Here is a 25,503-nt window from a genome sequence, read left to right as displayed (position 1 = left end):
GGGGGAGGTGGGGGCACCCCCGGCCGAAGGCTGGGGGAGGTCGGGAGGGCGGGGGATGCCCGCCGCAGGCGCAAACAACCCGCACACGACAACAGGCCGCAACGCAAACCAACCCGCCCACATAACACCTAGCGCGGGCCGCCGGAGCCCTCACCCGCGGCCTCCCGAACCGCGCCCAGCGCCACGTCGACGAGGACGCCGACCCGCTCGGTCCCACCGCTGTCCGTCCACACGCCCGCGGCCGCGTTGAGGCAGGACAGCACCGTCGCCGCGAGGGCCCGCGCCCGCAGCTCACGGTGCTCCCCGTCGAGGCGCGCCGCCACGATCGGCAGGAGCAGGTCCTGCCACTCGCGCTGCTTCTTCGCCAGGGCGCCCCGCAGGGCGGGCGTCCCGGTCAGCATCACGGAGGTGGCGAGGAGCGTGCCGTCCGGGTCGCGGTCGAGCGCGTCCACGTGCTCGTCGAGGGCCCGGCGCAGTGCCTCCCACAGGGGTTCGTCCGCGGGGCGCGCCGCGAGGCGGTCGGCGATGCCCTGCCCGATCGCGGTGAGGTTGCCGACGACCATGTCCTCCTTGCTGGCGAAGTAGCGCGAGACGCTCCGCCCGGACATGCCGATCTCCGCCGCGATCTGCTCGATGGTCGTCTTCTCGAAGCCGTGCTCGGTGAACAACTTCATCGCGCGGTCGGCGATCTGGGCCCGCACCGACTGGCGGGTCAGTTCGCGAAGGCCCGGCCGCAGGGGATTTGTGCTGCTCATGGCCTCAGCCTAGCCAAGCCTGAAATATCTGTCGCAGGGCGACGGGATTGGCGATGCCTGCCAGTCACAGCTGGGTCTGGCCGCCGTTGACCTCGTAGACGGAACCGGTGACAAAGGACGCCTCGTCCGACAGCAGGAAGCTCACCACCGCGGCGACGTCCTCCACGGTGCCGGTGCGGTGCATCGCGGTCTTCGCGGCGATCGCGGCGCGGACCTCCGGGGGCAGTGCCCGTGCCGACGGCGCGTCGATCGGGCCGGGCGCGACGGCGTTGACGCGGATGCCGCGCCGCGCGTACTCCACGGCCGCGGAGCGCGTGAGGCCGACGACGCCGTGCTTGGACGCGGCGTACGCGGCCCGCCCGGCGTGCGCCATGACCCCCGCGGTGGAGGCCATGTTGACGATGGCGCCCCCACCGTGCGCCACGAAGTGGGCCAGCTCGGCCTGCATGCACGCGAAGACACCGGTCAGGTTGACGTCGATCACGCGCAGCCATTCCGTCGGCGTGATCTCGTGCGCGTCGGCCGGTCGGGGGGTGACGCCCGCGTTGTTGAACGCCATGTCGAGGCGGCCGTAGGTGGCCACGGTGAACTCCACGAGCCGCCGGGTGCCCTCGAAGGACACGACGTCGACCTCGTACGGTGTGGCGTCGCCTCCCGCGCGGTTGATCCCGTCGGCGACGCGCCGGGCGGCCGCCCCGTCGACGTCGGCCACGACGATCCTGGCCCCCTCGCGGGCGAGCCTTCGGGCCCCCGCCTCGCCGAGCCCCGACCCGGCGCCGGTGACGATGCCGGTCTTTCCCCTGTGGTCCACGGTCATTTCCGCGGCTCGACGAGGGTGAAGACGGCGCCCGCCGGGTCGAGGAGGACCGCGATGCGACCGCTTGCGCCGATGTCGGTGGGGGCCATGAGGAGGGTGCCTCCCGCCGAGGTCGCGCGCGTGGCGGCGGCGGAGACGTCGGTGACGGTGAAGTACGCGTCCCAGTAGGGCGGTATCTCCCGGGGCATCGCCGGCGGGCGGGGCAGCAGCAGCGAGACGGTCGCGCCGCCGATCAGCCACTCACGGCGGCCCAGCGGTCCGGCGGGGTCGCCGGGCGTCCAGCCGAACAGTGCGCCGTAGAAGGCGGCACTGGCGTCGGAGTCGTCGGTGATCAGTTCGGCCAGGGCGAGTCCGCCGGGGCCCGGGCACGCCGAGGGGGCGTGCCCGGCGTCCGGCTCCCGGACGGCGAAGTGCGCTCCGCCCGGATCCGCGAAGAGGCCCTCCGCGCGACCCTCGGGGATGCCGTACGCCCTGCTGAGGACCGTGCCACCGGCGGCGACGACCGCGGCGGCGGCCTTGTCGGCGTCCGCCACGGCGAAGCAGACCGTCCAGCCCGGTCGCGGCAGGTCACCCACCGGCCCGAGACCCGCGACGGGGCGGCCCCGCAGCCGGGCCGTCCGGTACCCCGGGCCGCCGGCGGGGTCATCGGTGAAGTCCCAGCCGAACAGTGCGCCGTAGAACGCGGCCGCGGCCTGCGGGTCGGGCGATCCCAGCTCCGCCCAGCAGAGCGTGCCGGGCTCGTTGGCGGTGGTGGTGTCCATTCGCTGCTCCTCGCTGCGCCAGGTCCTGACCCCCTGTCTGTCGACTATAGACACGTGTGTCAGTCAATGACAAACATGGCCAGTGAGGTCACCTGTTCGGGGAAGGCCGGTGGTGTGCGGGGCATGCCGCGGCGCAGGCGTGTGGGGAGTTCGTGCGGGTGCACGGCGGTCCGGCGGCAGGGACGCGGACCGGACCGGGACAGGCGGCCGACGGTGTTCCGGTGGACGTGCCTACGCGGTGGCAGGCCTACGGCGCGTGCGGCGCCGTCACGTCGGCGCCGGCCCCGGGCAGCAGGCCGATGCCGCGGCTGGGGCCCTGGCAGCCCTGGGCGGCGGCGATGCCGAGCGCGACGAGGAGGGTCACGGTGACGAAGACGATGAGCCGCTGCCGCAGCAGCCTGCGGTCGGCACCCACGGGGCGGCGGCCCGCCGGCGTACGGGGGGCCGGGGTGCGGCCGGAGGGCGTCCGGGCCGGGGTGCGCGGTGTGGCGGGCGTACGGGGGGAGGCCGGGGTACGCGGCGGGACGGGCGTGCCCGCCGCCGTCCGCCGCTCGGTCTGCTGGTCCGCGTACGCCTGCGCCCGCGGGCCCGTGGGCCGCTCGGCGCGCGGACCGGACGCCCTCGGCACGATGTCGCGCCGGCCCGGCGCCGCGCCGAGGCCGCGGGCCTCACGGGCGGCGATCTCGGCCAGCCGCTCGGAGAGTTGGACGGTGCTGGGCCGCTGCTCCGGGTCCTTGGCGAGGCACGCGTACACCAGCGGGGACAGCGAGTCCGGCACACCGGTGAGGTCCGGCTCCTCGTGGACGACCCGGTAGAGCATGACCTCCGAACTGCCCTGCCCGAACGGCGAGTCGCCCATCGCCGCGTACGCCAGCGTCGCGCCGAAGGCGAAGACGTCGGTGGCCGGGGTGACCGCCGCCCCGCGGACCTGCTCCGGCGCGAGGAACCCGGGGGACCCGACGGCGGTGCCCACGTGGGTGAGGGTGCTGGCGCCGGTGGACCAGGCGATGCCGAAGTCGATGATCCGGGGTCCCTTGGGCGACAGCAGGATGTTGGAGGGCTTCAGGTCCCGGTGGACGACCCCGGCCTCGTGGACGGCGACCAGCCCCTCCGCCAGCGCGGCGCCGATGGACGCGGTCTCGGCGGCCGGGAGCATGCCGTCCCGCGCGACCTTGTCGTGCAGGGAGGGCCCGGGCACGTACTGCGTGGCGAACCACGGGCGGTCCGCCTCCAGATCGGCGGCGACCAGCCGGGCCGTGCAGCCGCCGCGGATGCGTCTCGCCGCGGACACCTCGCGCGCGAAGCGGGAGCGGAACTCCTGGTCCTCGGCCAGCTCGGGGCGGATCACCTTCAGCGCGACCCGCTGGCCGCGCTTGTCGGCGCCCAGGTAGACGACGCCCATGCCGCCCGCGCCCAGCCTCCGGTGCAGGCGGAACGAGCCGACGACACGCGGGTCCTCGCGCCGGAGCCGCATCATCGCCATGTCGTCCATCCCCGCTGCCTGCCTGGCCAGTCTGACGCCGACAGCTTACGGACTGACCGCCCGTCGCGCCGCGAGGCCGCGCCCGCGCGGGGCAGCGGATTGTCAGTGCCGGATGGGATCCTTGAAGGGTGGGGAAAATTCCGGCCGCTGACGGCCAGGAATTTCGTCATGCCGTCAACAGTCCGTCGGACAAGGGGGATTGACGCCATGAAGGGTGACCGCGTGGAGATAGTCGTCGACGCGGGCGACACGACAAGGACGTACGAAGTGGTCGCCACCAGGGCGGGCCGCAGGGTCGAGACGGCGGTCCGCCGAGGGGTGGTGGAAGTGAGCGAAGTCACCCGGTCCGGCTCCGTGGTGCGCACCGCGCGCTTCATGGCCACCCGGGTCCTCGCCCTGGTCGAGCAGCCCATGCCGACCGGGGACGCGGAGGACGAGGAACGGGGCTGACGGGCCCCGTCCGCGCCCGCCCGGGAGATCCCCTCGGGGATGTCCCGGGGGTGCGGCCGGGTCCCTCCACCCAGGGGAGTACGCGACCGGACCCGGAGTCATCCTCGGGGAGGCCAGGGAAGCGGTACGAGGGCATGACGACCGGCGCCCGTGCCGCGCCTAATGTTGAGGTCAAGCGGCGGGCGGAGCACTCGTCCCCCGAGGTCAAACGCCCGCCGCCCAGACAACTGTGCATGATCACGGACCACGACCCGGGAGAGGGCCATGGCGAACACGGTGAGCCGTACGGTGCGGCCGGCGCGCGGCAGCAGGATCGCCGCCTTCGGCATACGCCCGTCGGGCACCCGGCATCCGCTGGTGGCGGTGGCTATGGTGCTGCCGCTCGCGGTGCTGCTCGCGGTGGCCTTCGGGGGCTGGGACGCGGTGGTCACACAGGCGTCGTCCGTAGCCGGTCTGATGGGGCGCTGACAGACGCCCCGCGGCCCCGGAAGAGCGGTCCGGGGCCGCGAGGACCGGCGAACCAACCCCGTGGGGACGGGGGTACGGCGGACGGCATGAATGCCCGGGTACCGTGGCGGTACCCGGGCATCACACCCGGCATTGCCAGTGGGCGGCGCGCTGCCGCACAGTGGGCCGGTGACACGGGGCATGGGGGAGGAAGTGACCAGCAGCGGAGCACCGCTGACGCACGCCCTGGGGGCGGTCGCGGCAGCGGCCTCGCGGGTACCCGCCCAGGCGCGGCCCGCCGTGCTCGCCGAACGGCCCGACGCCACCGTCGTCCGTGGCGGCCGCCTCGTCGCCAAGGCGCACGCTCCGGGCACCGATCCGCAAGAGCTCGCCCTGCGGCTGCTCGTGGCCGCCCATCCTCTGCTCGACGGCGTCCTGCTGCCCCCGGCGCCGCTGCCCGACCACGGCGGCGCGTTGAGTGCCGTGCTCCTCGGCCGCACCGTGAGCCTGTGGCCCCTCGGCGAGCCGGTCGACCGCGACGACCCGGACTCCGCACCCTGGGCGGAGGCCGGCGCGCTCCTGGCCCGACTGCACACCGTGCCGACGGCCGCGCTGCCCGGCCCGCCGCCGCCGATGCGCGGCCCCCTCAGGGCGGCCGGCGCGGTCGCGAGGATGCTCGCCGCCGGCGCCGGCGACCCGGCGGTGCTCGCCGCCTGGCGCGGCCTGCCGCCCTGGGCGCGCGGCGAGGCCCCGCAGCCGCGGCAGGTGCTGTGCCACGGCGACCTGCACATGGGCCAACTGGTGCGCCACCCGGCCCCCGACGGGCCGTGGTGCCTCATCGACGTGGACGACCTCGGGCTCGGCGAGCCCGCCTGGGACCTGGCCCGGCCGGCGATGTGGTTCGCCGCCGGGCTGCTCGACCCCGCCGACTGGGGCCGCTTCCTCGGCGCGTACCGCGCCGGCGGCGGCCCCGCCGTTCCCGAGGACGGCGACCCGTGGCCGCATCTCGACGTGGCGGCACGGGCGTTGGCGGTCCAGACCGCGGCGACAGCCGTCGCCAAGGCCGCGCAGGAGGGCCGCGCACTCGACGGGACGGAACGGACCGTCCTCGATACGTGCCGCCGAATCGCGGAAGTAAAGTGCAGTCCTACGCCGGGGGAGGACCCCCGGCCGGCGCGAACGAGGAGATGAGCCGACGATGCTCTGTCCCAAGTGTCATGGCCCGATGCAGACGTTCACCCGCAGCGGCGTCCAGATCGAGCAGTGCGGCAACTGCCGGGGGATCTTCCTGGACTACGGGGAGCTCGAGGCGCTGACCCGCATGGAGTCGCAGTACGCCCAGCCCGCCCCGCCGCCGCCCGGTTACCCGCAGGCGTACCCGCAGCAGCACGCCGCCCCGGCCTGGGGTGCCCCGCACGGCGGGCACCACGGGGGCCACCACGGCCACCACAAGCAGCAGAGCTGGGCGCACATGCTCTTCTCGTCATGACACGACCGAGGGCCGGAGCGAACGCTCCGGCCCTCGGCTGCTGGTGGACGATACTGGGATTGAACCAGTGACCTCTTCCGTGTCAGGGAAGCGCTCTCCCGCTGAGCTAATCGTCCTCGGTACTGCGGGTGGTTCTGGTGCAGCGTGCGCGATACTGGGATTGAACCAGTGACCTCTTCCGTGTCAGGGAAGCGCTCTCCCGCTGAGCTAATCGCGCTCGGGTCCCCCTGCCGAAGCGTCGGGGAAGGCCCTCGCGGGCCCAGTGGACGATACTGGGATTGAACCAGTGACCTCTTCCGTGTCAGGGAAGCGCTCTCCCGCTGAGCTAATCGTCCTCAGAGGTGGAGACGGGATTTGAACCCGTGTAGACGGCTTTGCAGGCCGTTGCCTCGCCTCTCGGCCACTCCACCAGCGCGGGGGCGGTGACCCCCACTTCGAGCGGACGACGAGATTCGAACTCGCGACCCTCACCTTGGCAAGGTGATGCTCTACCAACTGAGCCACGTCCGCAGTGTCTCCCCCGGAGCTCGCACCCGGGCGGGACCTCCGCCGATGCGCTTGCGCGTCCCGGCGACGAGTTGAACTCTAGCGGATTACGGCTCCGCCACCAAAACGCGTTTCCGCAGCGTGCCGGGTCGGTGACCAGCGCATCTCGCTCGTCGCCGCCGACTTAGACTCGCACTCGCCCCACCGGACCGACCTGGGAAGCCCCGTGCCCGACCTCGAGCCCCTCGCCAGATTCGGCGGCCTCGTCGCCTCCGACCTGCGGGATGTCACCACCGACCCGGCCGCGCTGGACTCCTCCGGCTTCTGGGCGGTGGTCGCCGGCTTCGAGGGCGACATGGTCTGCGCGCGCTTCGGGAACGTCCGGCCGGAACCCGCCGCGGCCGCCCCCCGCCGGCCCTGGAAGGGCCCCGCCCGCGGCGACTGGACGTCCTCACTGGACCGCGCCGGGTACACCGCCGGAGTGCGCCGCGTCCGCGAGTACATCGCGGCCGGCGAGGTCTACCAGGCCAACCTCTGCCGGGTGCTCACCGCGCCGCTGCCCGATCCGGACGCCGACGTCGACGCCCTCGCGGCCGTCCTCGCCCGCGGCAACCCCGCCCCGCACGCGGGAACGGTCCGGCTGCCCGCGCACGGCATAGAGGTGGCCAGCGCCTCCCCCGAACTCTTCCTGCGCCGCCGCGGCGAGGTGGTCGAGTCCGGACCCATCAAGGGCACCGGCCGTACCGAGGCCGACCTGCTGCCCAAGGACCACGCCGAGAACGTCATGATCGTCGACCTGGTCCGCAACGACCTCGGGCAGGTCTGCGCCACCGGCACGGTCACCGTCCCCGACCTCTGCGTCGTGGAGAAGCACCCCGGCCTGGTCCACCTCGTCTCCACCGTGCGCGGCGAACTGCGCGAGGGCGCCGGCTGGGCCGCACTGCTGGACGCCGCGTTCCCGCCGGGCTCCGTCACCGGCGCGCCCAAGTCCAGTGCCCTGCGCATCATCGCCGAACTGGAGACCGCCCCCCGCGGCCCCTACTGCGGCGGCATCGGCTGGGTCGACGCCGACCGCGGCACCGGCGAGCTCGCCGTGGGCATCCGCACCTTCTGGATCGACCGCGCCGCCCCCGGCGGCCCCGTGCTGCGCTTCGGCACCGGTGCCGGCATCACCTGGGGCTCCGATCCCGAGCGGGAGTGGGACGAGACGGAACTGAAGGCCTCCCGGCTGCTGGCAGTAGCGTCGGGTACGTACGACTCGAACGAAGGCGAACGGAACCATGGGGCAGAGTGACACCGTGAGCACGACCACCGCCGGCGCGATCTGGGTCAACGGCGCGCTGCGCGAGACCGACGAGGCGTCCGTGTCCGTCATGGACCACGGCCTGACCGTCGGGGACGGCGTCTTCGAGACGCTCAAGGCCACCGGCGGCACCGCCTTCGCGATGGACCGCCACCTGCGCCGGCTGGCCCGCTCCGCGCGCGGCCTCGGCCTGCCCGAGCCCGACCTGGACGAGGTGCGCCACGCCTGCGAGGCCGTCCTCGCCGCCAACCCGGCGCCCCACGGCCGGCTCCGCGTCACCTACACCGGCGGCACCTCGCCGCTCGGCTCCGAGCGCGGAACCACCGGCCCCACCCTGGTCGTCGCCCTCGGCGCCGCGAGCGTCCGCCCCGACACGACGGCCGTCGTCACCGTCCCCTGGACCCGCAACGAGAAGGGCGCCCTCGCCGGGCTCAAGACGACCTCGTACGGGGAGAACGTCGTGGCCCTGGCCCGTGCCCACCAGCACGGCGCCTCCGAGGCGCTCTTCGCCAACACGCAGGGACGCCTCTGCGAGGGCACCGGCTCCAACGTCTTCGTCGTCCTCGGGGGCAAGCTGCTCACGCCGCCGCTCGCCTCCGGATGCCTCGCCGGGATCACCCGCGAGCTCGTCATCGAGTGGGCCGGCGCCGACGAGGCCGACCTGCCCTTCGAGGCCCTCGCCGAGGCGGAGGAGATCTTCGTGACCTCCTCGCTCCGCGACGTCCAGGGCGTCCACCGGGTCGACGACCGCGAGCTGGCCACCGGGGCCCGCCCCGGCCCGGTCACGGCCAAGGCGATGCGGGTCTTCGCGGAGCGGTCCGTGGAGCACCCGAACCCCTGAGCCCGGGCGGTCCCGGGTGGTTGAAGCCGTGACGTAACCGCGGCGACCCGGTAGAACTCCACACCATGACCACCACCCTGCGCCCGGCCGAGCCCGAACAGCGCTGGCGCGGCGGAGTACGCGCCCGCCGCTTCCACGTCTGCGTCAACGGGCGCCCGGTGGGGGAGACCACCCTGTGCACCGACGCCCGGTTCGGGCCCGAGGTCGGGCGCATCGCCGCACTGCGGATCGACCACGACCAGCAGCGCCGCGGCCGCGGCACGGTCGCGGCCCTCGCCGCGGAGGAGGTCCTGCGGGGTTGGGGCTGCCGCCGCATCGAGGTCTCGGTGCGGACGGAGGACGCGGCCGCGCTCCGGCTCGCGGGCGTGCTGGGGTACGTCGTCCGCAACCGGAACATGCTCAAGGCGCTGCCCGACGTGCCGCCCGCGCTGCCCGGCGGCAGCGTCGTGCGGCCCATGACGGAGGCGGAGTACCCGGGGTGGGCGGCCCGCAAGCGGGAGGAGTACGTCCGGTCCTGGACGCGCCGGGGCGTGACCGCGGCGCAGGCCCGCGCCAAGGCCGAGGCGGACGACCTGGCCGCCCTCCCCGAGGGGCTCGCGACGCCCGGCGCGGTGCTGAGGGTGCTGGAGGCCGGTGGGGCTGGGCAGGTGGTGGGGGAACTGTGGATGGGGCGGAGGGACGAGGCCACGGGGTTCGTCTTCGACGTCCACGTCGCCGAGGGGCACCGGGGCCGGGGCCACGGGCGCACGCTCATGCTCGCCGCGGAGCGGGAGTGCCTGGCGGCGGGGCTGCGGTGGATCGGGCTCAACGTCTTCGCCGGGAACGAGGCGGCGGAAGGGCTCTACGGGGCGCTGGGGTACGGGGTGACGGAGGTGCATTTGGCGAAGCCGCTTCTTTGAGTGCCCGGGGGTCGGGGTTGCGGCCGGTTGTTGTGTGCGGCTTTGTTGCGCCTGCGGCGGGCATCCCCCACCCTCCCGGCCTCCCCCAACCTTCGGCCGGGGGTGCCCCCATCCGGTGCGGTCGGTTGCCGCCTCGCGCGGTCGTTGTGGGGTCGGTGCCGCGCCGAGGCCCGCCCCCAGTCTTCGGCCCGGGGGACCCCCACCTCGGCGCTCGCGGTTTACCTCTGCAGTATTCGGCGCCGGGTCCGCCGCTCGTCTCCCCCAGCCTTCGGCCGGGGGGACCCCCATGGGCGCACCCCGCCACACCCCCTCCGGTCGTGTGGGCGACTGACGGCCGGACGAGGTGGGGTAGCGGGCAGTCGTCCTACCCGCCGGCGTGCACACGGCCAGATGTCGGTTACCGGTCCAGGGCGGCGTCCGCGAGGGACTCGATGCGGGTGCGGAGGCCGTCTTGGGACTTGCCGCCGTCGAGGCGTTCGCCGGAGATGACGTAGGTGGGGGTGCCGGTGATGCCGATGGCCTTGCCCTCGGCCTGGTCGGCGTCGACGACGAGGAGGTGGCGCCCGTCGACGAGCGCGGTGTCGACCTCTTCCGCGTCGAGGCCCAGGTCCGCCGCGATCTCGACCAGCAGTGCCTCGCCGCGCTCGCCCAGCTCGTCCGTGCGGGCGAGGACCGCCTCCGCGTACTCCCAGCCGCGGCCCTGGGCGAAGGCCTCCTCCGCGGCCTGGGCGGCGGCGTAGGCGTGCTTGTGCTTCTCCAGGGGGAAGTGCCGCAGCTGGATCTCCAGGGCGTCGCCGTACCGCTCGCGCAGGGCGTGCAGGTCGGTGAGGGCGGTGGCGCAGTCGGGGCACTGGAGTTCGCACCAGTACTCGAGGACGACGGTGCGGGGAGTCGCTTCGTTCATGGGGCCAGTCTCCCACCGGGGGAGGAGCCGTCCCGGAGATCACCCTGAGGTTGCCGCCGGGCCGTGGCCCGCAGGTGGGGGACGGGTGCACGATGGAGCGAGCAGACCATTTCGGAGGAGCTCCGCATGCTGACCTCGACCGTGTGTGTCGCGCTGTCCGCGGCGGGCCTGGCGATCGCCCTGCTCACCGCCTACCGGCGCAGGTTCCGCAGGGCGACGATGATCGCGGCGGTGGCGCTGCTGCCCGTCGGCCTGTACATGACGGGCCTGGTGTCGCTGGCCGGGACCGTCGTCCGGGCCGTCGCCGACTGGGCGGCGGACCTGGTGTTCAAGCCGTCGGTGTGGGTGGGCTTCGCCGTGCTCGCCCTGTCGGTCGTGCTGTACTTCCTCGCCCGGGTATCGGGGCGCCGCAAGGGCGTCGCGGAGGCGAGCCCGGGCCGTGCGGTCGCGTCGGGCGCGGGGGCGTCGGCTCTGGCGCAGGGGAAGAAACCGGTCCCGAAGGCGGCGAAGACCGATCCCGACCTGGCCGAATTCGGTGAGATCGAGGAGATCCTCAAGCGCAGGGGGATCTGAGCGGCGTGTTGGTGGCAGGGGGTGGCGGCGTTACGTCATCATCGCCCTGGCGGACCTCAACTACCGCCCCCTGAGCGGGATTTGGTGTGTCCGGGGGCGTACGGTTGTGCGAGTTCGCGTCCCTCCGAGCACACCGTAAGGCCATGGAAGCCCAAGCAGACGACGACGAGCCCCGAGGCTGCCTGTTCGCGCTTTCCCAGCCGCCGCTCATGCTGTTCCTGACCGTGATCGGCAGTCTGCTCGCCTTCGGCGGGCTCTACGACCTCTGGCCGTTCTGAGCCGGCACGGCGACGGCCTCGCGGCGGCGCGCCCGGTACGCGGCGACGTGGAGCCGGTTGCCGCAGGTGCGGCTGTCGCAGTAGCGGCGCGAGCGGTTGCGTGACAGGTCGACGAAGGCGCGCCGGCAGTCCGGGGCGTCGCAGCGGCGCAGCCGCTCCCGCTCCCCGGCGACGAGGAGGAAGGCCAGTGCCATCCCGCAGTCGGCGGCCAGGTGGTCGGCGAGGGAGGCGCCCGGGGCGAAGTAGTGGACGTGCCAGTCGTAGCCGTCGTGGTCGGTCAGCCGGGGCGTGGTGCCGGCCTCGGCGACGAGCGAGTTGACCAGCGCCGCGGCCTCGGGCGTGGCGGGCGCGGAGAAGACCTGGGCGAAGAGCTGCCGTACGGCGCGCACCGCGACGAGGTCGTCCTCGTCGAGCGATCCCACATCACTGATCTCGTTGCGCTCCACGAAGGCGCGCAGCGCCGCGAGGTCGGCCAGACCCTCGCGGCCGTCACTCTCCGGTGTGGTGTTGATGAGATCCACCACGCAGTCGAGTGCGCACCTGGTGTCATGGTTGATCAGCACGGAATCGCTCTCTCCCTGGCCTGGTGGGTCGGGCGTTCCGGTGACTTTAGCGCGAGAGCCGCCGCCGTGGAGCGTGCTGCTCCCCGACGACGGCTCCGGCAGGTCGGGTCCGCGCCGTACCCCCGAGATGCGTACGGCGACGGACGGTCGGTGGACTCAGCTCTCGGCGAGGATGTGCGAGAGCTCGGTGTCCAGGTCGAAATGACGGTGTTCGGTGCCGGGGGGCACCGCGGCGTCGGTCCGCTTGAGGAACGACTCCAGGGCCCGCGCCGGGGCCTCGAGCAGCGCCTCCCCCTCCGGAGAGCTGAGGGCGATGCACACGACGCCCTGGCCGTGACTGCGGGACGGCCAGACCCGGACGTCGCCGGTGCCGGTGGGCCGGTGCAGACCTTCGGCGAGCAGGTCGCGGGCGAAGACCCATTCGACTGTCTCCTCGGCACCGGTGTGGAAGGTGGCGTGCACGGCGTAGGGATCGGCCGTGTCGTACCGCAAGCCCGCGGGTACGGGCAGTGACGATTCGCTCGACACAACGAGGCGCAGGTGCAGCTCGCAGCTGACCGTGGTGTTCATAAGCGCCAGGGCCTTTCGCTCAGTGTGCGCTCGGGGATTCGCACGTCGGCGAAATCGACATGCCACCTGCGGGGACGTTGTAAACCCCTCTGACGGGTTTGTGAGGGTTCCGGTACCTCGTCCGGCCGAGTTCTTTTCCTCCCCGGCGAGCCATTCCGGTGACGAAGTGGCTTCGGGTAAGTTTGGGAGCATGACTGCGGAGAGTGACGAGCGGGAGGTGGCCGTGGCCATGGATCCTGCGACCGTCGACAACGGGGACGGCGGGGACGCGGAGCCGGAGGGCTCCGAGCGCCCGCTGGGGTCGAGGGCGCCACGTTTCATCCGGCGCTCCCGCGCGCTGCACGTGAGCTGGCAGGTCGGGGTCTTCCTGGTGGGTCTGGCGATCGTCGGGACGGGCGTGGTCCTGCTCCCGCTGCCGGGGCCCGGCTGGGTGGTGATCTTCGCCGGCATGGCCGTCTGGGCGACCGAGTTCGTCTGGGCCCAACTGGTGCTGCGCTGGACGAAGCGGAAGGTGACCGAGGCGGCACAGAAGGCGCTCGACCCGAAGGTGCGGCGGCGGAACCTGACGCTGACCGCCATCGGGCTGGTGATCATCGGCGTCCTCCTGGGCTACTACCTCTGGCGGTTCGGCTTCGTGATGCCGTGGAAGGCCGACCTGCACTGAGGGCGCACCGCCGCGATGGTCGGGGCACCCGCTGACATGCGGTAATGTTGTTCCCGCACCGGGGCGATTAGCTCAGCGGGAGAGCACTTCGTTCACACCGAAGGGGTCACTGGTTCGATCCCAGTATCGCCCACCCGGACCGAGGGCCCGGAAGCCGAGAGCGGCTTCCGGGCCCTCGTCGTCGTATCCGGCGTTCGTGTCGTTCCGGTGAGTGTGGGAAGCGCTTTCCGTCATTCTCCGCCTTAACCATTGACGCCTCGGCGGGGTCTCCCTACGGTTTCTCGGCAAGCGCTTGCCTTAATCGTTTCAGGCCCTCCGCGGGACGCGGGGTGGCGTCTGCCCGAAGGGGGCATGTCGTGGGCGTTCGACGGAGTGTGCGCGGGCCGTGGGGCCTCAGGGCCGCCGGGGCCGCGGTTGCCGCATTGGCGCTGCTGGCGGCCGGCTGCGGGGGCGGCGGCGACCCGGACGGCGGGACCGTGACCATCCGCTACTCGTGGTGGGGTGCCCAGGACCGCGCCGAGCTGATCCGGAAGACGATCGCGCTCTTCGAGGAGGACCACCCGCACATCAAGGTCAAGACCGACTTCGCCGAGTACGCCGACTTCTGGAGCAAGTTCAACACCCAGGCCGCCGGCGGCAACGCCCCCGACGTCTTCCAGAACTCCGTCGCCTTCCTGCGCAAGTACGGCGAGAAGGACCTGCTGCTCGACCTCAACACCCAGGTCAAGGCCGGCAACCTCAGCATGGACGACTTCCGGGCCGGCCTGGAGAAGGCCGGCGAGGTCGACGGCAAGCTGCTCGGCGTCCCCGTCGGCGGCAACACCTTCGCCCTGGTCTACAACCCCGAGGCCTTCGAGCGCGTCGGCGTCACCCCCGCCGCCGGCTGGACGTGGGACGAGTTCGACACCGCCGTCCACAAGATCAGCGCCGCCGAGGGCGACCTCTACGGCGCCAGCGACAACGGCGGGGTCATGTACCTGTACGACCTCTACCTGCGTCAGAACGGCAAGGCGTTCTTCACCGCCGACAACGAGCTCGGCTTCACCGAGGCCGACCTCGGGCAGTGGTGGGGCGACCACTACGCCGACAACAAGGCGGGCGACCTGGTCCCGGCCAAGAAGAGCGAGCAGATCAAGCCCAAGTCCTCGGTCAGCGGCGACCTTTCCGCCGCCGAGTTCACCTGGGACAACTTCATCGTCCGCTACGCCGCCGAGACCGGCACCAAGCTCGCCCTGGCCCCGGTCCCGACCACCGACGGCACCAGGACCGGCCAGTACATCTCCTCGCTCATGCTCAGCGGCTCGGCCCGCACGCAGCACCCCGAGCAGGTCGCGGAGTTCATCGACTTCATGGTCCACGACCCCGAGGTCGGCAAGATCATGGGCTACAACCGCGGCGTCCTGCCCACGAACGCCCAGTTCGACGCGTACCGGCCGACCGGCGTCGACGCGCAGATCGCCGCCTACGAGAAGTCCGTGACCGGCGTCATCGAGCCGATCACCCCGCACCCGGCGGGCGCGGACGTCGCGGAGGCGGCCTTCCTGCGGATCTACGGCGACGTCGCCCTGGGCAAGACCTCGGTCGACGACGCCGTCACACAGTTCTTCGGCGAGGCGAAGACCGCGCTCGGCTCCTGAGGGGACATCCCGTGACGCGCACCCAGACCGCCGTGCCGGACGTCGCCGAGCGGCGCCGCACCCCGCAGGGCGGGCCCCCGGAAGGCCGGCGGCGGGGACGCCGGGAGACCCTGGCCGGCTACCTGTTCCTGACCCCGTGGTGCGTCGGCGTCCTGCTGCTGACCCTGGGCCCGATGCTCGTCTCGCTCTACCTGGCCTTCACCGACTACAACCTCTTCGACCCCCCGAAGTGGATCGGGCTGAGGAACTTCCGCGACATGTTCGCCGACGACCGCTGGTGGCACTCGGTGCGCGTGACGCTGGAGTACGTACTGGTCGGCACCCCGCTCAAGCTCGCCGCCGCCCTCGCCGTGGCACTGCTGCTGGTCAGGCCCCGTCGCGGCCAGGGCTTCTACCGCTCCGCCTTCTACGCCCCGTCGCTGATCGGGGCGAGCGTCAGCATCGGCATCGTGTGGCGCTCGATCTTCCAGGACGACGCCGTCGTGGACCGCGCGCTGCACCTCGTCGGTTGGGACGTCGGCGGCTGGGTCGGCGACCCGGACTGGTCGCTGCCCACCCTCGTCACCCTGACCGTCTGGCAGTTCGGCGCCCCGATGGTGATCTTCCTGGCGGGGCTGAAGCAGGTGCCGCGGGAGCTGTACGAGGCGGCGGAGGTCGACGGGGCCGGGGCTTGGCGGCGGTTCCGCTCCATCACCCTGCCCCTGATCTCGCCGGTGCTCTTCTTCAACCTGCTGCTCGAACTCATCCACTCCTTCCAGGTCTTCACCTCGGCAGTGGTCCTCGGGGGCAGCGGCGGCGGGGCCGGAGGCCCGGCCGACTCCCTGCTCGTCTACACCTGGTACCTGTACGAACAGGGCTTCCGCAACCTGCGCATGGGCTACGCGTCCGCCATGGCCTGGATGCTGATGCTGGGCATCGGCCTGCTGACCGCGCTGCTGTTCCGCACCCAGCGCAACTGGGTCCACTACGAGGACGGGACGGACGCCCGATGACCCCCGTCGCCACGGCCCGGCGCCGCACGGCACGCACCCTCGCCTGGCACGCGGGCGCCCTCGCCCTGCTCGCGGTGATCCTCTACCCGGTGGTGTGGCTGGTCGGCGCCTCGCTCAAGCCCGGCGACGAGATCGTCGGCAGCCTGGAACTGCTGCCCGGCCGCCCCATCGCCGACAACTACCGGCGGCTGACCCGCGGCATCGCCGACATCCCCGTCTCCACCTTCTTCACCAACTCGCTCGTCCTTGCCGTCGGTTCGGTGGTGGGCGTGCTCATCTCCTGCTCGCTGGCGGCCTACGCCTTCGCCAGGATCCGCTTCGCCGGGCGCAACCTGCTCTTCGCGGTCATGATCTCGACGCTGCTGCTGCCCTTCCAGGTGCTCATCATCCCGCAGTACGTGCTCTTCCAGAAACTCGGCCTGATCAACACTTACGTTCCGTTGCTGCTCGGGAAATACCTCGCCGCGGACGCGTTCTTCGTCTTTCTCATGGTGCAATTCATGCGCAATCTCCCGCGGGAATTGGACGAGGCGGCGCGCCTCGACGGCTGCGGACATCTGCGCATCTATTGGAGCATCGTGCTCCCTTTGTGCCGGCCCGCCCTCATCACGAGCGCCATCTTCACGTTCATCTGGTCCTGGAACGACTTCATCGGGCCCCTGCTGTACCTGAACGAGCCCGACAAGTACACGGTCTCGCTCGGGCTGAAGATGTTCATCGACCAGGACAGCGTGGCCGACTACGGCGGCATGGTCGCCATGTCGCTGGTCGCCCTCCTGCCCGTGCTCCTCTTCTTCCTCGCCTTCCAGCGCCACCTGGTCGAGGGAGCGGCGACCTCCGGACTGAAGGGCTGAGGCCCGTGACGTCTGGCGGTGCCCGTACTGCTGTGGGCCGGTTCGCGCTGTTCGCCGAGTGCCTGCTGACCGGGGTGTGGCTGGTGGCCGCCGCGCTGCCGCTGGTCACCGCGCTGCCCGCGTTCGCCGCCGCCTGCGGGCACCTGCGGCGGCACCTGGACGGGGAGCGGTCCACATGGCGCGACTTCGTGGCGGACACCGCGGCCGCGACCCGCGCCGGGTGGCGCTGCACGCTGCTGTGGTGGGGCGGGCTCGCGCTGCTCGGGCTCGACCTGGCGGTGGCCCGTTCCGGGATGCCCGGTGGGGGAGCGTTCACGTGTGCCGGTGTCCTGGCCGCGGTCGCGCTCGTGGTGACGGGGATTCGCGCGGCTGCGCTCTGGCGGCCCGGGGAGAGCGGCCGTGGTGCGGTCGGCCGTGCGGTGCGGCGCGTCGTGGGCGACCCCGGGGGGACGCTGCTGCTCGGGGGTGGGGTGGTGGTGGTCGGGGTGGCCGCGTGGATGCTTTTGCCGCTGGGGGCGGTGGCGTTGGGGTGCGTGGCGGGGGCGGCGGTGGCGGTGGAACGCCGTTCCCCTGCCGGTGCGTCGTGATGGCGCCCGGGGTGCCCCTTGCGGCCCGTTGTTGTGTGCGGGTTGTGTGCGCCTGCGGCGGGCGGTTTTCCCGCCGCCCGCCCGATTGCCCGGCGCGCTCAGTGCGGGCCAGAATGCCCAGCCCCGGAGGCCCCGACCCCGGCCCATCCACGAACCGCGCGAAGCCCGCACTGACCGCGCCGGATGGGGGTCCCCCCGGCCGAAGGCTGGGGGAGGGCGGGAGGGCGGGGGATGCCCGCCGCAGGCGCAACGCACCCGCACACAACCACCGGGCCGCAACCACAACCCACCGGCACATTCTTAGCGGAGGCGCCCCAGTGCGTCCCGCACGCGCCGGACGTCGCGCAGACGGCGCTCGTACGTCGCCCCGACCCCGAGCAGGAGGACGCCCGCCAGGGCGAGCGGCACCCAGCGGGGGACCGCGCCGAGGGCCTGGGCGATGTAGGGGGCGAGTTCGTGCAGCGCGTCGAGCGCGAGCACGCCCGCCCCCAGCAGGAGCGGCGCCGCCAACCGGTGGCGGGCACCGAGGAGCATCACGGCGAGCGAGGCCGCGCCCAGGGTCAGGGGGCGGACCCAGCCGGGGTCGCCCCAGGCGGCGGCGAGGCTGGGCAGGAGGGTCGCGCAGAGCCCGGGGGCGTAGGCGGCCCAGGACGAGGACGCGGGGTCGCGGCGCCGCCGCAGGGCACCGACGGCCAGGGCGGCGACCGTGACGGGGAGGGTGTACGCCTCCGGGACGTGGACGTCGGACGCCGCGAGGCGTACCCAACTCGCCGCGATCATCAGGCAGGTCGCGACGTAGCCGAGCCACCGCCGGTCGGCCCGCAGCGCCGCGACGGCCGCGGCGAGGACGCCCGTGAGGGCGAGGGCCAGGGCGAGGAGTGCGGGGTCGTCGGCGACGAGGCCGACCGCGAGGAGGGCCGCGGCGTGGCCGGGGTGCTCGAAGGGGCGTCCGGGGGCGCGGAGGGCGGCGGCCTGGGCGGCCGTGGCGATCGCGAGGAGGGTGAACGCGGCCGCGTGGGCGGGCAGTCCGGTCCAGGCGAGGCCCGCCGCGCAGGCGACCACGGCGGCGCCGCTCACCACGCGGGTGCGCGGGGCCACGGCGTACAGCGCGCCGAAGCAGGCCAGCAGCACGGCGAGCACGGTGAGCGTCGCCGTGCGCTCCGGGTGGGCCCACGCGACGGCCGTCACGGCGAGCCCGCACGCGCTCACCAGGGCGGTCCACGTGAGCGCCCGGGCCGACAGCGCGAGCAGGGCGGCCACGACGACGAGCCGTACGGGCAGCGGACCGGGCACGCACACGGCGACCGCGGCCGCCACCAGGGCGCCGGAGGCGGCGAGCGGGGCGTACGGGGTGGCGCGGTGCAGCCGCGCCGCCGTGGCCAGTTCCGCCGCGAGCAGCCCGGCCACAGCGACCGCGCCGTACGGGCCCTCCCACGCGTCGCGCGTGACCAGGCCCACGACCAGCGAGGGCAGCGCCCACAGCAGGGCCAGGGCGTGCACCGCGGCGGCGCCGGCCGCGAGACCGCCGGCCACCGGGCGGAGGCGGGCCGGGACGGCGAGGGCCGCCGCGCCGAGCACGACCGCGGCGCACGCCAGGTAGCCCGGCACGATCCAGCCGCCGGGCACGCCCGGCCGGACGATCCCGCCGGCCGCGCCCACGACCGCGAGCGCCGCGACCCCGGACAGGATCCCCGACACGGTGGCGGGCACCGCGGGCCGCAGCGCGACGGTGAGCGCCACCGCGGCGGCGCCCAGCAGCAGCACGCCCGCGCGCAGTGCCGCTCCGCCGTCGTCGGCCGAGACGGAGAGCCCGCCCGCGGTGAGCAGCGCGCCCAGACCGACGGCCGTCCCGGCGACGGCGGCGGTGATCCGCGTCCCGCGCCCGCCGGTGAGGAGGGCGACCGCCGCGTCCAGCGCGGCCGTGACGAGCAGGGCGGCCGCGAGCCAGTACGCCGACTCCGCGGCCGACGCCCACAGCACCAGGGGGAGTTGACCGGTCACCACGGCGAAGGGCACCGGCAGCACGAGCCGCCCGAGGGCCTTCCCGTACCCGGCCCAGAGCGCGGCGACGACGGCCAGGGACACCGCCGCGAAGCGCAGCCCGTCGGCGCCGGGGAACGCCACGCGGTGCAGCGCGTACGCGTCGAGCAGCAGCAGGACGAGGCCGAGGCAGGCGACGACCTCGGCCGTGGCGGCCAGCGTGCGGCGCAGCAGCAGTACGGGGACGCCCGTCGCCGCGAGGGTCAGCGCGCCCAGGACGGCGGCACGCCCGCCGATGCCGAGGTGGCCCCAGCTGATGACGGTGAACGCGATCGCGGCGACCGCCAGCAGCACACCGCCCAGGGCGAGCAGCAGGTTCTGCACCGCGCGGGGCGAGGTCTCGCGGCGCGGCGGGGCACCCCACGGCGTGCCCCACGGCGCCGGCGGGTACGGCGGCCGCAGTTGCGCCAGCAACTGCCCGCGGCGCGCGATGAGGCGGCCGCGTTCGGCGTCCAGCCGCAGGAGGGCGCGGTCGGTCTCGCGCAGTTCCTCTGCTACCGGCCCGACCAGGGGCAGCGCGCAGCGCGGGCACGCGGGCGGCGCCGTCGCGGGCAGGTAGGTGCCGCACGCGGGACAGCGGTCGTGCGGCGGGGGCATCGTCTCCATGGCTCGGAGTGTGGCGCGGCCCACGTGAGCGGGCATGCGCGCTGGTACTCAGATCCGCGCTGAGTACGCACACTGGCTCCATGGACTGGAGCCGTTACCGCTTCCGCAGCCTGTGGCGGATCGCCGCCCCGCCCGAGGCCGTGTACGGCCTCCTGGAGCGCCCGCACGAGTACCCGGTGTGGTGGCCCCAGGTCCGCGAGGTGCGGCAGACCGGCGAGACCGCCGGCACCCTGCGCTTCCGCTCGGTCCTGCCGTACGACCTGTTCGTCACCGCGCACCAGACCCGCCGCGACCCGCGCGCGGGGGTCCTGGAGGTGGCGATGTACGGGGACCTGGAGGGGTGGGTGCGCTGGACGGTCGGCGCGGACGGGGCGGGCGGCGGCACCCGGCTGCTCTTCGAGGAGGACGTGATCGTCAACAAGCCGCTGATGCGGCGGCTGGCCGTCCCGTGCCGGCCGCTGTTCCGGGCGAACCACGCCCTGATGATGCGGCAGGGGCGACGGGGCCTGTCCGCCCGGCTGCGCGCGGAGGGGGCACCGGGCCGGGAAGCCGTTTGAACGCAGCCGCCCGCGCCCTGTATTGTTCAGGTCGTCCCGGGCGATTAGCTCAGCGGGAGAGCACTTCGTTCACACCGAAGGGGTCACTGGTTCGATCCCAGTATCGCCCACCGTCGCGAAGGGCCGGTCCATCACGGACCGGCCCTTCGTCGTGTGCCTAGGCCGCCGGCTCCTCGGGGGTCCGTGCGGGCGTCGGCCGCAGCGGCCAGGCCGGGTCGACCCGGTCGTCCGTGCCGCTGCGGGCGAACCACGCCTGCAGCCCGCGGGCCTGGCCGGCGTGCCAGAGGGCCTGGCGGGCGTGGAGTTCGGCGGGCGGCACCCCGCCGATCCGGGTGGAGAAGCGGTGGCCCAGCACCCGTACGAGCGCGAGCGCGGCGAGGGCGTCCGCCGCGGCGTCGTGGGCGTCGGTCAGCACCACGCCGTAGTGCGCGCACAGGTCGGTGAGGGTGCGGCGGCCCTTGCGGTAGCGGTCGAGGTGCTTGTCCAGGACCCGGGGGTCGAGGACGCGCAGCGGGCCGCGGACCAGGTAGGCGTCGAGCGCCATGCCACGGTGGCGCTTCAACTCCCGGTCGAGCAGCGTCAGGTCGAAGGGTGCGTTCATCACCACGAGCGGCACGCCGGCCGCGGCCTGGTCGGCCAGCGCGCGTGCCAGTTCCTCCATCACCGGGCCGGGACGGCGTCCGTTCGCCCGGAGGTAGTCGTCGTCCAGCCCGTGCACCGCGCGGGCCCCTTCGGGCACCGGGACCCCCGGGTCCACCAGCCAGCGGGTCGTCCTGGCCGGTATGCCGGGGGCGTCCTCGACCACCAACGCGGCCGAGACGACCCGGTCGTGTTCCACGTCGACCCCCGTGGTCTCCGTGTCGAAGGCGGCCAGCGGGCCGTCGTACCAGTGCGGCATGGCGCACCTCCCGTGCGGATCGCAGGATGCGGGCGGCCGGCGGCCGCCCTTACGGTACGTACCCGTGACCGCACGTCACCGAACCGCAACGGTTTGCGACTTGTCGCTGGTGGGGATGAAGAGGGCAACGGGGATCACTAAGATTCCCGCGCCCGGAAAGGCACGGAGAGCGATGGCGCTCGAGCAGCCCGGCCCGGGTGGGCTGCTGTCCGAACCGAACGCACCGCTGCGCGGCGGACTCGCCACCACCAGCTGCATGGAAACCCTCCAAGTGGGTTATCTGCACGCGGTGGCGGCGGCCGCCGGTTGTTCGCTCGCCCAGCCCTTCCCGGACAACGGCATCGACTGGCACATAAGCCACAGTTCGCACGGCCACGGTGTGGACGACGAGGTCACGATCAAGGTGCAGCTCAAGTGCACCTACCAGGTCGCCCCGCGGCCTCCCGGTCCGACCTTCGGCTTCACCCTGGAGAACGAGCACCTGGTGAAGCTGGCCCGGACCCCGGTCTCGGTGCACAAGATCCTCGTGGTGATGCTCGTGCCGCGCACCCAGGAGGAATGGCTGCGCGCCGGCCACGACCGGCTGGAGCTGCGGCACTGCTGCTACTGGACGAACCTCGCCGGTCACGCCGCGACCGGCAAGCGCAAGACGACCGTGCGGATACCCACCGCGCGGATCTTCGACGACCGGGCCCTGTGCGAGATCATGACGCGGGTCGGGGCGGGAGGGAGGCCCTGATGAGCCGGACGGCAGACGACGCACTCGTCCCGCCCGACCCCGAGCGGGTCGACCCCGGCGTCCTCGTCGCGCTGCTCGCCCGCCACGGCTGGCGGCGGCGTGGCGGTGCCCCGGGCCGCTACACGCGCTGGACGCCCCCGGGCGAGCCGGAGTCCGCCGCCCGGACCAGCCTCCTGGTGCCCGAGCGGCGTACCGCGGGCGCCCGCTACGCCGACCACGCCGAGCTGCTGGGCGAGGCCCTCGACGCCCTCGCCCGCTGCGGCGAGCCGTCGGCGCGCGAGGTGCTGACCGCGCTCGCCGTCCCCGGCGACGAGATCCACTGGCACCGCGAGCTGCCGCCGGCCGCCGGCGCGGCCGTGCCGTGGACGGCGGGGGAGCAGTTGCGCGCGGCCGCCCGCGCCATGCTCATGTCCGCCGCCCGCGCCGAGCGGGACCGCTTCGGCTACTTCGGCGCGCGCCACACCGGGCACGCCAACGCCTTCCTGGAGCAGGTGCTCGTCGGTGCCGCGCCGGGGCACCAGCTCACCGCGTACGCGCCGGTCCCCGAGGGCCGCCGCACCGTGACCACGCTGCTGCGCGCGCTGCAGGCGGCCCGGGACGCCGTGGACTACCAGCGGACCACCGGCGGCATGGAGGCCTTCGACGCGGCGGTGGGCCTCGGCGTCTGCCACGAACTGGCCGACTCCCTGATCCGGATGGTGCGCGGCACCGAGGGCGTGGTGGTCACCCTCGCCTGGGCCCCGGCGGCCGGGCCGCCCGTGGGGTTCGCCAGGGTGCCGGAGCCGGTCGAGTTCTCCCCCGGCGACCTCCCCGCGCTGGAGGCCGCCAGTGAGCGTTACGTGCGCGAGGAACCCTCGGTCGACGTGCGCGTCACCGGCACTGTCACCCGGCTGCGCCGGCCGCGCCCCTCCGGGGGCGGCAGCATCCGGCTGCGCGTCCTGGCCGGCGCGGACGTCCGCCACGTACGCATCCGCCTGTCCGAGGAGGGGTACCGCATCGCGGCCCAGGCGCACCTGGTCGGGCTGCCGGTCCGGCTCTCCGGGCGGCTGGAGCGGCGTACCGGCTTCTGCCACCTCACCCACCCGTCGGCGCTGACCCCCGTCCACGTCGACGAGGCCGACCGCGACCGGCTGATGAAGGCCCTGCACGGCGGCGTCGACACCTTCGAGGACTCCTTCGGCGGCTGACCGGGGGGCGCACCGGGCGACGGCCCCCGACGCCGGGGGCCATCGCTTCGCGGGGCACCCGCCCGGCTCGGTAGGATTCACCGGTGCAGCTTTCCGCTGCCGGACCCAGTGGGACATACGTCAGGAGAGACCGGTGTCAGACGTCCGTGTGATCATCAAGCGCGATTCCGATGAGCAGGAAGAGCGGCTGGTCACGACGGGCACGACGGCCGCCGAGCTCTTCGACGGCGACCGCACCGTCGTCGCCGCGCGGGTCGGGGGCCAGCTGAAGGACCTCGCCTACGAGGTCGCCGACGGCGACGAGGTCGAGCCCGTCGGGATCGCCAGCGAGGACGGCCTCAACATCCTGCGCCACTCCACCGCGCACGTGATGGCCCAGGCAGTGCAGGAGCTCTTCCCGGAGGCCAAGCTCGGCATCGGCCCGCCGATCAAGGACGGCTTCTACTACGACTTCGACGTCGAGAAGCCCTTCCACCCCGACGACCTCAAGCGCATCGAGAAGAAGATGCAGGAGATCGTCAAGCGCGGCCAGCGCTTCTCCCGCCGTGCCGTCGGCGACGACGCCGCCCGCGAGGAACTCGCCGACGAGCCCTACAAGCTGGAGCTGATCGGCCTCAAGGGCTCCGCGGCCGAGGCCGCCGAGGGCGCCTCCGCGGAGGTCGGCGCCGGCGAGCTGACCATCTACGACAACCTGGACGCCAAGACCGGCGAGCTGTGCTGGAAGGACCTCTGCCGCGGTCCGCACCTGCCCAGCACCAGGTTCGTCCCGGCGTTCAAGCTGATGCGCTCGGCCGCCGCCTACTGGCGCGGCAGCGAGAAGAACAAGCAGTTGCAGCGCATCTACGGCACCGCCTGGCCGTCCAAGGACGAGCTCAAGGAGTACCTGGACTTCCTCGTCGAGGCCGAGAAGCGCGACCACCGCAAGCTCGGTTCCGAGCTCGACCTGTTCTCCATCCCGGAGCAGATCGGCTCGGGCCTGGCGGTCTTCCACCCCAAGGGCGGCATCGTCCGCCGGGTCATGGAGGACTACTCGCGCCGCCGGCACGAGGAGGAGGGGTACGAGTTCGTCTACACCCCGCACGCCACCAAGGGGAAGCTCTTCGAGACCTCGGGCCACCTGGACTGGTACGCCGACGGCATGTACCCGCCCATGCAGCTCGACGAGGGCGTGGACTACTACCTCAAGCCCATGAACTGCCCGATGCACAACCTGATCTTCGACGCGCGCGGCCGCTCGTACCGTGAACTGCCGCTGCGCCTTTTCGAGTTCGGCACCGTGTACCGGTACGAGAAGTCGGGAGTCGTGCACGGCCTCACCCGTGCCCGCGGCTTCACCCAGGACGACGCGCACATCTACTGCACCAAGGAGCAGATGGCGGACGAGCTGGACAAGACGCTCACCTTCGTCCTCAACCTGCTGCGCGACTACGGCCTGACCGACTTCTACCTGGAGCTGTCGACCAAGGACCCGGAGAAGTTCGTCGGCTCCGACGAGATCTGGGAGGAGGCCACCGAGACGCTGCGGCAGGTGGCCGAGAAGCAGGGCCTCCCGCTCGTCCCGGACCCGGGCGGCGCCGCGTTCTACGGTCCGAAGATCTCCGTCCAGGCCAAGGACGCCATCGGCCGCACCTGGCAGATGTCGACCGTGCAGCTCGACTTCAACCTGCCCGAGCGCTTCGACCTGGAGTACACGGCGGCCGACGGCACCAAGCAGCGCCCGGTCATGATCCACCGCGCGCTCTTCGGTTCCATCGAGCGCTTCTTCGCGGTGCTGCTCGAGCACTACGCGGGCGCCTTCCCGGCGTGGCTGGCCCCCGTCCAGGCGGTCGGCATCCCGATCGGCGACGCGCACGTGTCCTACCTGCAGGAGTTCGCCGCCGAGGCGAAGCGGAAGGGCCTGCGCGTCGAGGTGGACGCCTCCGCCGACCGGATGCAGAAGAAGATCCGCAACGCGCAGCGCAGCAAGGTGCCGTTCATGGTCATCGTCGGCGACGAGGACATGGCGGCGGGCTCGGTCTCCTTCCGCTACCGGGACGGCTCGCAGAAGAACGGCATCCCGCGTGACGAGGCGATCGCCGAGATCGCCAAGGCCGTCGAGGACCGCGTCCAGGTCTGAGCCGCCG

At 73.2% G+C, this 25,503-nt stretch carries 27 protein-coding genes and 7 tRNA genes; 20 read left to right on the top strand and 14 right to left on the bottom strand.

From position 1 onward, the window contains the following. Positions 1–128: 128 nt before the first annotated feature. From AC1VWI_RS11275 to AC1VWI_RS11260, 4 genes are all read right to left on the bottom strand, one after another. Positions 129–755, bottom strand: coding sequence for a TetR/AcrR family transcriptional regulator (locus AC1VWI_RS11275; protein WP_499510836.1), 627 nt, complete (start codon positions 753–755; stop codon positions 129–131). 64 nt (positions 756–819) lie between these two features. After that, entirely contained in the window at positions 820–1,566 is a 747-nt protein-coding gene (locus AC1VWI_RS11270) for an SDR family NAD(P)-dependent oxidoreductase (RefSeq protein WP_499510835.1), read from the bottom strand. 2 nt (positions 1,567–1,568) lie between these two features. Further along, on the bottom strand, positions 1,569–2,333 hold the full coding sequence (locus tag AC1VWI_RS11265) for a VOC family protein (RefSeq protein WP_499510834.1): 765 nt from the start codon (positions 2,331–2,333) through the stop codon (positions 1,569–1,571). 247 nt (positions 2,334–2,580) lie between these two features. After that, positions 2,581–3,816, bottom strand: coding sequence for a serine/threonine-protein kinase (locus AC1VWI_RS11260; RefSeq protein WP_499516771.1), 1,236 nt, complete (start codon positions 3,814–3,816; stop codon positions 2,581–2,583). Positions 3,817–4,023: 207 nt separating this feature from the next. On the opposite strand from AC1VWI_RS11260, the gene AC1VWI_RS11255 reads away from it, so the two are divergent. The 4 genes from AC1VWI_RS11255 (at position 4,024) to AC1VWI_RS11240 (ending at position 6,202) form a co-directional block, all read left to right on the top strand. Beyond that, a complete protein-coding gene (locus AC1VWI_RS11255) occupies positions 4,024–4,266 on the top strand; it encodes a DUF8836 family protein (RefSeq protein WP_499510833.1) in 243 nt (80 codons plus the stop codon). Between the two features lie 264 nt (positions 4,267–4,530). Continuing rightward, entirely contained in the window at positions 4,531–4,734 is a 204-nt protein-coding gene (locus AC1VWI_RS11250) for a hypothetical protein (RefSeq protein WP_018564248.1), read from the top strand. Positions 4,735–4,926: 192 nt separating this feature from the next. After that, a complete protein-coding gene (locus tag AC1VWI_RS11245) occupies positions 4,927–5,904 on the top strand; it encodes a phosphotransferase enzyme family protein (protein WP_499510832.1) in 978 nt (325 codons plus the stop codon). Positions 5,905–5,911: 7 nt separating this feature from the next. Next, a complete protein-coding gene (locus AC1VWI_RS11240; RefSeq protein ID WP_499510831.1) occupies positions 5,912–6,202 on the top strand; it encodes a TFIIB-type zinc ribbon-containing protein in 291 nt (96 codons plus the stop codon). A 41-nt stretch (positions 6,203–6,243) separates the two neighbouring features. Here AC1VWI_RS11240 and AC1VWI_RS11235 read toward each other — a convergent pair. The 5 genes from AC1VWI_RS11235 to AC1VWI_RS11215 all read right to left on the bottom strand — a co-directional run bounded on the left by AC1VWI_RS11235 (position 6,244) and on the right by AC1VWI_RS11215 (position 6,712). After that, a tRNA-Val gene (locus AC1VWI_RS11235) sits at positions 6,244–6,318 on the bottom strand. Between the two features lie 29 nt (positions 6,319–6,347). Further along, positions 6,348–6,419 (bottom strand) — tRNA-Val (locus tag AC1VWI_RS11230). A gap of 46 nt (positions 6,420–6,465) precedes the next feature. Beyond that, positions 6,466–6,537, bottom strand: a tRNA-Val gene (locus tag AC1VWI_RS11225). 4 nt (positions 6,538–6,541) lie between these two features. Next, positions 6,542–6,612: transfer RNA gene (locus tag AC1VWI_RS11220), tRNA-Cys, on the bottom strand. A 27-nt stretch (positions 6,613–6,639) separates the two neighbouring features. After that, positions 6,640–6,712 (bottom strand) — tRNA-Gly (locus tag AC1VWI_RS11215). Between the two features lie 202 nt (positions 6,713–6,914). Between AC1VWI_RS11215 and AC1VWI_RS11210 the strand changes: the two genes are divergently transcribed. From AC1VWI_RS11210 to AC1VWI_RS11200, 3 genes are all read left to right on the top strand, one after another. Then, on the top strand, positions 6,915–7,982 hold the full coding sequence (locus AC1VWI_RS11210; protein WP_499510830.1) for a chorismate-binding protein: 1,068 nt from the start codon (positions 6,915–6,917) through the stop codon (positions 7,980–7,982). Then, the gene (locus AC1VWI_RS11205; RefSeq protein WP_499510829.1) at positions 7,969–8,832 is read left to right on the top strand and encodes an aminotransferase class IV; all 864 of its coding nucleotides are present in this window, start codon (positions 7,969–7,971) and stop codon (positions 8,830–8,832) included. The genes AC1VWI_RS11210 and AC1VWI_RS11205 overlap by 14 nt, the downstream gene beginning before the upstream one ends. A gap of 65 nt (positions 8,833–8,897) precedes the next feature. Continuing rightward, positions 8,898–9,731 (top strand): GNAT family N-acetyltransferase, encoded by an 834-nt coding sequence (locus tag AC1VWI_RS11200; protein ID WP_499510828.1) that lies wholly within the window; start codon positions 8,898–8,900, stop codon positions 9,729–9,731. A gap of 397 nt (positions 9,732–10,128) precedes the next feature. Here AC1VWI_RS11200 and AC1VWI_RS11195 read toward each other — a convergent pair whose 3' ends face one another. Continuing rightward, positions 10,129–10,635 carry a DsbA family protein gene (locus tag AC1VWI_RS11195; protein WP_499510827.1) on the bottom strand — a complete coding sequence of 169 codons (507 nt, stop codon included), beginning with the start codon at positions 10,633–10,635 and terminating at the stop codon, positions 10,129–10,131. A gap of 126 nt (positions 10,636–10,761) precedes the next feature. On the opposite strand from AC1VWI_RS11195, the gene AC1VWI_RS11190 reads away from it, so the two are divergent. Both AC1VWI_RS11190 and AC1VWI_RS11185 read left to right on the top strand, forming a co-directional pair. Continuing rightward, entirely contained in the window at positions 10,762–11,208 is a 447-nt protein-coding gene (locus tag AC1VWI_RS11190; protein WP_499510826.1) for a hypothetical protein, read from the top strand. Between the two features lie 143 nt (positions 11,209–11,351). Beyond that, positions 11,352–11,486, top strand: coding sequence for a hypothetical protein (locus AC1VWI_RS11185; RefSeq protein ID WP_499510825.1), 135 nt, complete (start codon positions 11,352–11,354; stop codon positions 11,484–11,486). Here AC1VWI_RS11185 and AC1VWI_RS11180 read toward each other — a convergent pair. Together AC1VWI_RS11180 and AC1VWI_RS11175 are read right to left on the bottom strand one after the other, a co-directional pair. Beyond that, entirely contained in the window at positions 11,465–12,049 is a 585-nt protein-coding gene (locus AC1VWI_RS11180) for a CGNR zinc finger domain-containing protein (protein WP_499510824.1), read from the bottom strand. The genes AC1VWI_RS11185 and AC1VWI_RS11180 overlap by 22 nt on opposite strands. 156 nt (positions 12,050–12,205) lie before the next feature. Beyond that, entirely contained in the window at positions 12,206–12,619 is a 414-nt protein-coding gene (locus AC1VWI_RS11175; RefSeq protein ID WP_003959770.1) for an SsgA family sporulation/cell division regulator, read from the bottom strand. Between the two features lie 190 nt (positions 12,620–12,809). Between AC1VWI_RS11175 and AC1VWI_RS11170 the strand changes: the two genes are divergently transcribed. The 6 genes from AC1VWI_RS11170 (at position 12,810) to AC1VWI_RS11145 (ending at position 17,353) form a co-directional block, all read left to right on the top strand. Beyond that, complete coding sequence (locus AC1VWI_RS11170) at positions 12,810–13,283, top strand: TIGR02611 family protein (RefSeq protein ID WP_499510823.1); 474 nt, start codon at positions 12,810–12,812, stop codon at positions 13,281–13,283. 61 nt (positions 13,284–13,344) lie between these two features. Then, a tRNA-Val gene (locus AC1VWI_RS11165) sits at positions 13,345–13,416 on the top strand. A 223-nt stretch (positions 13,417–13,639) separates the two neighbouring features. Then, positions 13,640–14,920, top strand: a complete 1,281-nt coding sequence (locus AC1VWI_RS11160; protein WP_499510822.1) for an extracellular solute-binding protein — start codon at positions 13,640–13,642, stop codon at positions 14,918–14,920. 32 nt (positions 14,921–14,952) lie between these two features. Next, positions 14,953–15,912, top strand: coding sequence for a carbohydrate ABC transporter permease (locus AC1VWI_RS11155; RefSeq protein ID WP_499516770.1), 960 nt, complete (start codon positions 14,953–14,955; stop codon positions 15,910–15,912). After that, positions 15,909–16,766 (top strand): carbohydrate ABC transporter permease, encoded by an 858-nt coding sequence (locus AC1VWI_RS11150; protein ID WP_499510821.1) that lies wholly within the window; start codon positions 15,909–15,911, stop codon positions 16,764–16,766. The genes AC1VWI_RS11155 and AC1VWI_RS11150 overlap by 4 nt, the downstream gene beginning before the upstream one ends. Before the next feature lie 5 nt (positions 16,767–16,771). Beyond that, positions 16,772–17,353, top strand: a complete 582-nt coding sequence (locus AC1VWI_RS11145) for a DUF624 domain-containing protein (RefSeq protein WP_499510820.1) — start codon at positions 16,772–16,774, stop codon at positions 17,351–17,353. A 300-nt stretch (positions 17,354–17,653) separates the two neighbouring features. Here the strand turns inward: AC1VWI_RS11145 and AC1VWI_RS11140 are convergent, their stop codons facing one another. Beyond that, on the bottom strand, positions 17,654–19,999 hold the full coding sequence (locus AC1VWI_RS11140; RefSeq protein WP_499510819.1) for an SCO7613 C-terminal domain-containing membrane protein: 2,346 nt from the start codon (positions 19,997–19,999) through the stop codon (positions 17,654–17,656). 80 nt (positions 20,000–20,079) lie between these two features. Here AC1VWI_RS11140 and AC1VWI_RS11135 point away from each other — a divergent pair, with 80 nt between their 5' ends. Then, a complete protein-coding gene (locus AC1VWI_RS11135; RefSeq protein WP_499510818.1) occupies positions 20,080–20,556 on the top strand; it encodes an SRPBCC family protein in 477 nt (158 codons plus the stop codon). A 38-nt stretch (positions 20,557–20,594) separates the two neighbouring features. Continuing rightward, positions 20,595–20,666 (top strand) — tRNA-Val (locus AC1VWI_RS11130). 47 nt (positions 20,667–20,713) lie between these two features. On the opposite strand, the gene AC1VWI_RS11125 is transcribed toward AC1VWI_RS11130, so the two are convergent. After that, on the bottom strand, positions 20,714–21,454 hold the full coding sequence (locus tag AC1VWI_RS11125) for an exonuclease domain-containing protein (protein WP_499510817.1): 741 nt from the start codon (positions 21,452–21,454) through the stop codon (positions 20,714–20,716). Between the two features lie 172 nt (positions 21,455–21,626). On the opposite strand from AC1VWI_RS11125, the gene AC1VWI_RS11120 reads away from it, so the two are divergent. The 3 genes from AC1VWI_RS11120 (at position 21,627) to thrS (ending at position 25,496) form a co-directional block, all read left to right on the top strand. After that, positions 21,627–22,193 (top strand): DUF4365 domain-containing protein, encoded by a 567-nt coding sequence (locus AC1VWI_RS11120; protein WP_499510816.1) that lies wholly within the window; start codon positions 21,627–21,629, stop codon positions 22,191–22,193. Beyond that, positions 22,193–23,380: a hypothetical protein gene (locus AC1VWI_RS11115; protein ID WP_499510815.1), complete on the top strand. Its 1,188-nt coding sequence runs from the start codon at positions 22,193–22,195 to the stop codon at positions 23,378–23,380. The genes AC1VWI_RS11120 and AC1VWI_RS11115 overlap by 1 nt, the downstream gene beginning before the upstream one ends. 133 nt (positions 23,381–23,513) lie before the next feature. After that, a complete protein-coding gene (gene thrS / locus AC1VWI_RS11110; RefSeq protein ID WP_499510814.1) occupies positions 23,514–25,496 on the top strand; it encodes a threonine--tRNA ligase in 1,983 nt (660 codons plus the stop codon). The last annotated feature ends 7 nt before the right edge of the window (positions 25,497–25,503 follow it).

The organism is Streptomyces sp. TOM-9 (assembly GCF_056858595.1).
Note: the sequence above shows the minus strand (reverse complement) of the source record. Positions and strands in the feature narration are given on the sequence as shown.